Consider the following 7,381-nt stretch of genomic DNA (forward strand, 5'->3'; position numbering starts at 1 on the left):
GAGCGCTTGAACTGGCTGATCTCGAAGAAGCGGAAGAGGAAGACGCCCAGCCAGCGCTTGATGGTCGCCAGATCGTAGGCGTTTCGCGCCTCGGGCGGGAAGTTCGGCGGCCACTCGCCCTTCGCCACGTCGCGCCACGCATGCCAGGCCAGGAACGCCACCTTCGACGGCGCCAGGCCGAAGCGGGTGATGTGGAAGAGGTTGAAGTCCTGCAGCTCGTAGGGGCCGACCTTGGCCTGGGTCGACTGGATCGCCCCGTCGGCGCCCGCCGGCACCAGCTCGGGCGAGATCTCGGTGTCGAGGATCGACAGCAGTGTCTCGTCGGCGTCGCCGCCGAACTGGCCGGTCTTCACGACCCAGCGGATCAGGTGCTGGATCATCGTCTTCGCCACGGACGGATTGACGTTGTAGTGGCTCATGTGGTCGCCGACGCCATAGGTACACCAGCCCAGCGCCAGCTCCGAGAGGTCGCCGGTGCCCAGCACGATGCCGGCGCGCTGGTTGGCCAGGCGGAACAGGAAGTCGGTGCGCAGGCCCGCCTGCACGTTCTCGAAGGCGATGTCGTAGACCGGCTCGCCCGCCGCGAAGGGGTGGCCCATCTCCTGGAGCATCAGGGTCGCCGCCGGCTTGATGTCGATCTCCTCGCCGGTGACGCCCAGGCCGCTCATCAGCGCCCAGGCGTTCGACTTGGTGCCTTCGCTGGTAGCGAAGCCCGGCATGGTGAAGCCCAGGATGTTCTTGCGCGGCAGGCCCAGGAGATCGAACGCCTTGGCCGCCACGATCAGCGCGTGGGTCGAATCGAGGCCGCCCGAGACGCCGATGACGATGTGCTTCGTCCTGGTGGCCTGGAGCCGCTTGATCAGCCCCGAGACCTGGATGTTGAAGGCCTCGTAGCAGTCCTGGTCCAGGCGCGCCGGGTCGTCGGGCACGAAGGGGAAGCGGTCCAGCGGCCGGATCAGGCCCACGTCGTCCATGTGCGCCTGGTGGACGAAGGACACACGCCGGAACGCGCGCTCCGGGTGGCCCGCGGCGACCGCCCCGTCGTTGAAGGTGGGCGTGCGCATCCGCTCCAGGCGCAGGCGCTGGACGTCGATGTCGGCCACCGCCATCTGCGAGGCCATCGGGAAACGGGCGGTCTGGGCGAGGCGGCGGCCCAGCTCGTGGATCGAGGCCTGGCCGTCCCAGGCGAGGTCGGTGGTGCTCTCCCCCGGCCCCGCAGCCGAGTAGAGGTAGGCCGCCTGGCAGCGCATCGACTGGCTGGCGCACAGCACCTCGCGGTCCAGCGCCTTGCCGACCACGATGTTCGAGGCCGAGAGGTTGCAGAGGATCAGCGCGCCCGCCAGCGCCCCCTGGGTCGACGGCGGCGCCGGGGCCCAGAAGTCCTCGCAGACCTCCAGGTGGAAGACGAAATCCGCCAGGTCCTCGGCCTCGAACACGAGGTCGGTCCCGAACGGAACCTCCTGGCCGGCCAGGACGGTGGTGAGGCCGGTGACGCCCGCGCCCGGCGCAAACCAGCGCTTCTCGTAATATTCCCGATAGTTGGGCAGGAAACTTTTAGGCACGACGCCCAGGATCCGGCCGCGCGAGATGGCCACGGCGCAGTTGTAGAGCCGCCCGTTCACCGCCACCGGCGCGCCCACCACCAGCACCGGCTTCAGATGTTCCGACGCCGCCGCGAGGCCCGCGATCTCGGCCTCCACCCGCTTCAAGAGCGCGTCCTGCAGGAACAGGTCGTCGATGGCGTAGGCCGAGATGCCGAGTTCGGGGAACAACATCAGGTCGCAGCTCTCGACGTCGCCCTGCCGGGCCAGCGTCAGCGTCTCGGCGGCATTGTAGCCGGGGTCGCCGGGCAGCACCTGCGGCGTGCAGACCGCCGCACGGACGAAGCCGTGGGTGTGGATCGAGTGGAACGCCTTCGTCACCGGGGATCGTCCTCACTTATGCTCAATTTGAGCATATATAGCTTCACCGCATTCGATGCAAACCTAGCGGGATTCCCCTGCCCGGCGCGCGCGGTTGTCGGCCCGCCTCCCGACCGCCTAACCTGAACGCACGGAGGACCGCGGATGGTACGGATGCTGCGCGAACGGGTGCAGGGGCGGCACGCCCGGGTGACCACGCTCGAGCTCTTCTTCGATCTGGTCTTCGTTTTCGCGGTGACCCAGCTCAGCCACGGACTGCTGGCGCACCTGACGCCCGAGGGGGCGATTCACGCGGGCCTCCTGACCCTCGCCGTCTGGTGGGCGTGGATCTACACCACCTGGATCACCAACTGGCTGGACCCGGATCACCCGGCGGTGCGGGCGCTGCTGTTCGTGCTGATGGCGCTGGGCCTCGTCATGTCGACCTCGATCCCGCACGCCTTCGAGGACCGCGCGGTCACGTTCGCGCTGGCTTACGTGACCTTCCAGTTGGGCCGGTCGCTGTTCATGACCTGGGCCGCGCGGGGCGACCGGCCGCTGTTCCTCAACTTCGTCCGCGTCTCGGCGTGGCTCGCGGCGTCGGGCGTCTGCTGGATCGCCGGCGCGTTCTCCGACGCCATGCGGCTGCCGCTCTGGGGCCTGGCGCTGGCCATCGAGTACCTGGGGCCGGCGGCGGCCTTCTGGACCCCGGGCTTCGGACGCTCCGAGACCCGCGACTGGAACGTCGAGGGCGGTCACATGGCCGAACGCTGCGGCCTTTTCGTCATCATCTGCCTGGGCGAGTCGGTGCTGGTCACCGGCGCGACGTTCGCCGGACACGCGTGGGACGCGGCGACCATCGCCGCCTTCGCCGCGGCGCTGGGCGGCGCGATCGCGCTCTGGTGGATCTACTTCAGCGCCCATGCCGAGGCCTCGTTTCTCGCCATCGCGCACTCGGACGACCCGGGCCGGATCGCCCGGATGGCCTACACCTACGCGCACATCCCGATGGTGGCCGGCATCATCGTGACCGCGGCCGGCGACGAACTGGCGCTTGCGCACCCGGTCGAGAACGCGACGCACGGCGGGGCCGCATGGCTGCTGCTGGGCGGCCCGGCGCTCTACCTGGCCGGCGCGCTGTGGTTCAAGTTCGCCGTGTTCCGCGTCTTCCCGGGGCCCCGGGCGGCAGGCCTGGCGATGCTCGGAGCCGCGGCGTTCGCGGCGCCGGCGCTGTCCATCCTGGCGCTGTCGGCGGTAGCCACCACGGTCCTGGCCATCGTCGCCGCCTGGGAAACGGCCATCCGCGCCAGGACGGACGGCGCCGGACACGAGGGTCATGCCGCCGCGAAGGCGGAGGCCTGAAGGGCGCAAGCGGCGCCGGCCGAGCCTCAGTCGTCGCGGTGGACGCGCTCGCGGCGCTCGTGCCGTTCCTGGGCTTCCAGGCTCAGCGTGGCGATCGGGCGGGCGTCGAGGCGGGCCAAGCCGATGGGCTCGCCGGTCTCTTCGCAGTAGCCGTAGGAGTTGTCCTCGATCCGCCGCAGCGCCTCGTCGATCTTGGAGATCAGCTTGCGTTGCCGGTCGCGGGTGCGAAGCTCCAGGGCCCGGTCGGTCTCGGAGGACGCGCGGTCCGCGAGATCAGGATGATTCTCAGTTTCCTTCTGGAGATGGGAAAGCGTCTCCCGAGATTCCCGGAGGATGTCTTCTTTCCACATCAGGAGCTTTTGCTTGAAATACTCAAGCTGGCGCTCGTTCATGAACTCCTCGTCCTCGGAAGGACGATAGTCGGGCACGTCAGCCAGAACTGCGGCTGTCTTCATGAAAACCTCACGCCCCTAGGAACCCTGAGACACGCGGCGGCTGTATAACAAAAAGCGTGGTCGTTTCAACGCCGCCGCGAAGGCCAAGGTCCTTACGCCGCATGCCCGGCGGCCTCGAGTTTGGCGAGTTCTACGGCGGCGCGGGTTTCTATCTCGTCAAGAACGCCTTCGAGCTTCGGGTCGTCGGTGGCCGCGCGCTGCTCGCGGACGGTGCGGGCGAGCCGGGCGAGCTGGCCGGCGGAAAGCTCGCCGCCCAGCAGCGCGATCTTGAGTTCGTCGAGTTCGTCCAGCAGGCGTCCGGCCCGACCGACGGACCTGCGCTTGCGCTCGGTCGCGCTCTCGACGTCCTGCAGGGCCAGAAGCGCCTCGACGCCGACCACGCCTGAGACACCCGACACCGTGGACACCTGGGCCGGCGCGGCCGGCGCCGGCGCCCCGGCGATCCGGAAGCCCTCGCCGCCGCCTCCGCGCGCGGGCCTGGCGCCGGACGTCTGCGACAGACCGCCTGTTCCGCTGACTTTCATGGTGACTCCGACACTCGCCGGGCAGCTTCGCCCGGCAAACTTGAAGCATGGTTAACGGGAGGCTGAATCTGCCTAGTCGATCTTGCCCACCCGACTCGCTCCCGGTTTGATTTCATTGCATTTTCCGACTGGCATGGTTCTGGCGTGAGGGGCGCGAACACTTGCGTCCAGGGTCTGCCATGCGTCGCCTCCTCTCCGCCCTGCTCATCGTCACGGTCTTCGTGGCCCAGCCGGTCCTCGCGAAGTCCCGCATCAAGGACATCGTCGAGTTCGAAGGCGTGCGGGAGAACCAGCTCGTCGGCTACGGCATCGTGGTCGGCCTGAACGGCACGGGCGACGCGTTGCGCAACGCGCCCTTCACCAAGCAGACGCTCGAGGCGATGATGGAGCGCCTGGGCGTCAACGTCCGCGAGACCAACCTCAACACGAAGAACGTGGCGGCCGTCATGGTCACCGCCAAGCTGCCCCCGTTCGCGGCGCCGGGCGCGCAGATCGACGTGAACGTCTCGGCCCTGGGCGACGCCAAGAGCCTGCTGGGCGGCACCCTGCTGGTCACCCCGCTGCTGGGCGCCGACGGCCAGGCCTACGCCGCCGCGCAGGGCACCGTGCAGACCGGCTCGGTCAGCGCCGGCGGCGCCTCGGGCTCCTCGATCACCAAGGGCGTGCCCACCGCGGGCCGCATCGCCGGCGGGGCGTCGGTGGAAAAGGAGATCGGCTTCCAGCTCGCCTCCATGGACCAGATGCGCATGACCCTGCGCAATCCCGACTTCACCACCGCCCGGCGCATCGCCGATGCGGTCAACGGCGCCTACCCCGGCACGGCCAACGCCGAGAACCCCACCATCGTCACCCTGCGCCCGCCGCCCGGCCAGAGCATCGTCGGCTTCATGGCCCAGGTGGAGAACCTGCCGGTCGAACCCGACTCGGCGGCCAAGGTGGTCATCGACGAGGTCGCCGGCGTGATCGTGATGGGCGACGCGGTGCGCGTCTCCACCGTCGCCATCCAGCAGGGCAACCTCACCATCACGGTGCGCGAGCAGCCGGCCGTGAGCCAGCCGGCGCCGTTCTCGCGCGGCGGGCAGACCACCGTGGTCCCGCAGAGCGACCTGTCGGTCGACGAAGAGAAGGGCAAGCAGTTCCTGACGCTGAAGACCGGGACCTCGCTCGCCACCCTGGTCCAGGGCCTGAACGCCCTGGGCGTCACGCCGCGGGACATGATCTCCATCCTGCAGACCATCAAGGCCGCCGGCGCCCTGCAGGCCGAAATCGAGGTGATGTGATGGCCGACCTCATTTCGCCCGCCACGCTCTCCCCCAGCGTCCTGAAGCCGGTCCCGACGCTCGGCGTCGCCGGAACGGCCACGACCCTCGGCGCCCGGCCCGACGAGGCGACGATGCGCGCGCGCGCCCGGGACGCAGCCGAGAAGTTCGAGGGCCAGTTCCTGTCGATCATGCTCCAGCAGATGTTCGAGGGCGTGAAGACCGACGGGCCGTTCGGTGGCGGAGTCGGCGAGGAGATGTTCCGCTCGCTGATGACCGAGCAGATGGGCCGGCAGATGACCCGGACCGGCGGCATCGGCCTGGCGGACACCGTCCAGCGTGAGATCCTCAAGATGCAGGGGCTTCAGTAGATGGCCATCGCCGCCGCCGACGCCGCCGACCGCTGCGACCAGCTCACCGTCCTGACCGAGCGCCTGACCGAGCTGATCGCCGCCCAGGCCCAGGCCTTCGAGCAGCGCCGGCCGCAGGACGCCGCCGCCCTGCTGGAGGAGAGTTCGCGGCTCGCGAACCTCTACCGCCACGAAAGCACCCGCGTCCGCGCCGACCCCAGCCTCGTCGAGAGCGCGCCGCTGGCCGCGCGCACCAAGCTGATCCGCGCCACCGAGGCCTTCGACGCCGTGCTCGCCCGCCAGGGCCGCGCCATCGAGGCCGCCCGCATCGTCACCGAGGGCCTGGTGAAGTGCATCGCCGAGGAGGTCGCCGTCCAGCGGACCCAGGCCAGCGCCTACGGCTCGACCGGCGTGCAGACCTCCACGGTCGCGCCCACGGCCATCACCCTGAACCAGCGCGCCTAGGGCATTCGGCTTCCCGACCTCGGACCAGCATGAGCGCCGAACGGCCTAGGCGGCGGCCTTCCGGGCGCGCAGCACGATCCGGTACTCCATGGCGACGTTGTTGCGGGACCGGATCATCTCGTTGAGCTGGGCCGAGTCGATGCGGCCCGCCTGCATCTCGGCGGCGTAGCGCTCGTCCAGCACGGTCCCGCAGGACTCCATCACGAAGTCGACGCCGGTGTAGTGCGCCAGCGGCGAGTTCGCCGCGCCCTTGGCCTTCCACTGGTCGTTCAGCGCGCGGTCGAACAGGCCGAGCATCTCGGGCGTGATCGGCCGGACGTGCGTGGGATCGTTGAGGAAGTTGTCGTGCCGCGGATGCGGGACGTGGATCCTGACCGCCGCGCCGGGCGCGCAGACCCTGTAGAGTTCGCTCATCACCGCCAGGAACACCTTCGGGTCGCCGCCGATGTGTTCCAGCGAATGGATGAACTCCACCTCCTCCGCGGCATTGTCGGGCCAGGGCCAGGGGGTCTGCTCGAGGTCCCAGACGACGTCGGGCCCGGAGGCCGGCGCCGAGTCGACGTTCACGAAGCCGTCCTTGTGATTGTGTCCGCAGCCCATGTTGAGCTTCATCGAACGATCGCCTCCCGGGTCAGGGTCCGCCGCACCTCGGCGAGCACGGCGCTCCAGTCGCCGGGACTCGCCTGCCGGAACAGCCGCGCGGTGGGATACCACGGACTGTCCGCCCGGCCCTCCATCCAGCGCCAGTCGGTGAAGATGCGCGGCAGCAGGATCCACGCCGGCCGGCCCAGCGCCCCGGCCAGGTGCGCGACGGCGGTGTCGACGGCGATCACGAGATCGAGGCCCGCGACGATGGCCGCCGTCTCGGCGAAGTCCTTCGCGCCCGTGGCCTCCGGCTCCAGGCTCATCGCACCCGGCAGCGCCAGGAGTTCGGCGGCGACGTCGGCGGGCAGCGAGCGGTGCGCGTCGTTGCTGTGGCCCGGGTTGCCGCGGGTCGCGACGCCGATCCGCCCGCCCGCCGGGCGCGTCGCGGCGCGTAGATAGGGCGCCGACGGCAGGGTCGCG

General features: G+C 69.8%; 9 protein-coding genes. 4 read left to right on the plus strand and 5 right to left on the minus strand.

Annotation, left to right across the window (positions count from 1 at the left end):
• The coding region (locus JNL41_RS18640) for an NAD(+) synthase (protein WP_293477553.1) at positions 1 to 1,922 on the minus strand (1,922 nt) is incomplete at its 3' end.
• A gap of 144 nt (positions 1,923 to 2,066) precedes the next feature.
• Here JNL41_RS18640 and JNL41_RS18645 point away from each other — a divergent pair.
• A complete protein-coding gene (locus JNL41_RS18645) occupies positions 2,067 to 3,263 on the plus strand; it encodes a low temperature requirement protein A (RefSeq protein WP_293477555.1) in 1,197 nt (398 codons plus the stop codon).
• A gap of 26 nt (positions 3,264 to 3,289) precedes the next feature.
• Here the strand turns inward: JNL41_RS18645 and dksA are convergent, their stop codons facing one another.
• On the minus strand, positions 3,290 to 3,718 hold the full coding sequence (gene dksA / locus JNL41_RS18650; RefSeq protein WP_293477557.1) for an RNA polymerase-binding protein DksA: 429 nt from the start codon (positions 3,716 to 3,718) through the stop codon (positions 3,290 to 3,292).
• 92 nt (positions 3,719 to 3,810) lie between these two features.
• Entirely contained in the window at positions 3,811 to 4,242 is a 432-nt protein-coding gene (locus JNL41_RS18655; RefSeq protein WP_293477559.1) for a flagellar assembly protein FliX, read from the minus strand.
• A gap of 179 nt (positions 4,243 to 4,421) precedes the next feature.
• Here JNL41_RS18655 and JNL41_RS18660 point away from each other — a divergent pair, with 179 nt between their 5' ends.
• From JNL41_RS18660 to JNL41_RS18670, 3 genes are read left to right on the plus strand one after another with little or no spacing between them, the layout of a single operon-like run.
• Positions 4,422 to 5,522, plus strand: coding sequence for a flagellar basal body P-ring protein FlgI (locus JNL41_RS18660; protein WP_293477561.1), 1,101 nt, complete (start codon positions 4,422 to 4,424; stop codon positions 5,520 to 5,522).
• Entirely contained in the window at positions 5,522 to 5,872 is a 351-nt protein-coding gene (locus JNL41_RS18665; protein WP_293477563.1) for a rod-binding protein, read from the plus strand. Before JNL41_RS18660 ends, JNL41_RS18665 begins: the two co-directional genes overlap by 1 nt.
• Complete coding sequence (locus JNL41_RS18670) at positions 5,873 to 6,316, plus strand: flagellar basal body protein (RefSeq protein WP_293477565.1); 444 nt, start codon at positions 5,873 to 5,875, stop codon at positions 6,314 to 6,316. It abuts the gene before it with no gap.
• A 45-nt stretch (positions 6,317 to 6,361) separates the two neighbouring features.
• Here JNL41_RS18670 and JNL41_RS18675 read toward each other — a convergent pair whose 3' ends face one another.
• Complete coding sequence (locus JNL41_RS18675; RefSeq protein ID WP_293477567.1) at positions 6,362 to 6,928, minus strand: hypothetical protein; 567 nt, start codon at positions 6,926 to 6,928, stop codon at positions 6,362 to 6,364.
• A partial coding sequence (locus JNL41_RS18680; RefSeq protein ID WP_293477569.1) for a glycosyltransferase family 9 protein occupies positions 6,925 to 7,381 on the minus strand: 457 nt, incomplete at its 5' end. The genes JNL41_RS18675 and JNL41_RS18680, both read right to left, overlap by 4 nt.

Source organism: Phenylobacterium sp. (assembly GCF_016793285.1).
GTDB lineage: Bacteria > Pseudomonadota > Alphaproteobacteria > Caulobacterales > Caulobacteraceae > Phenylobacterium.

Excerpts from the sequence above, each read along its gene's own strand:
- dksA (WP_293477557.1), bottom strand. The coding sequence starts at position 3,718 with ATGAAGACAGCCGCAGTTCTGGCTGACGTGCCCGACTATCGTCCTTCC.
- JNL41_RS18645 (WP_293477555.1), top strand. The coding sequence starts at position 2,067 with ATGGTACGGATGCTGCGCGAACGGGTGCAGGGGCGGCACGCCCGGGTG.
- JNL41_RS18670 (WP_293477565.1), top strand. The coding sequence starts at position 5,873 with ATGGCCATCGCCGCCGCCGACGCCGCCGACCGCTGCGACCAGCTCACC.
- JNL41_RS18660 (WP_293477561.1), top strand. The coding sequence starts at position 4,422 with ATGCGTCGCCTCCTCTCCGCCCTGCTCATCGTCACGGTCTTCGTGGCC.
- JNL41_RS18655 (WP_293477559.1), bottom strand. The coding sequence starts at position 4,242 with ATGAAAGTCAGCGGAACAGGCGGTCTGTCGCAGACGTCCGGCGCCAGG.
- JNL41_RS18665 (WP_293477563.1), top strand. The coding sequence starts at position 5,522 with ATGGCCGACCTCATTTCGCCCGCCACGCTCTCCCCCAGCGTCCTGAAG.
- JNL41_RS18675 (WP_293477567.1), bottom strand. The coding sequence starts at position 6,928 with ATGAAGCTCAACATGGGCTGCGGACACAATCACAAGGACGGCTTCGTG.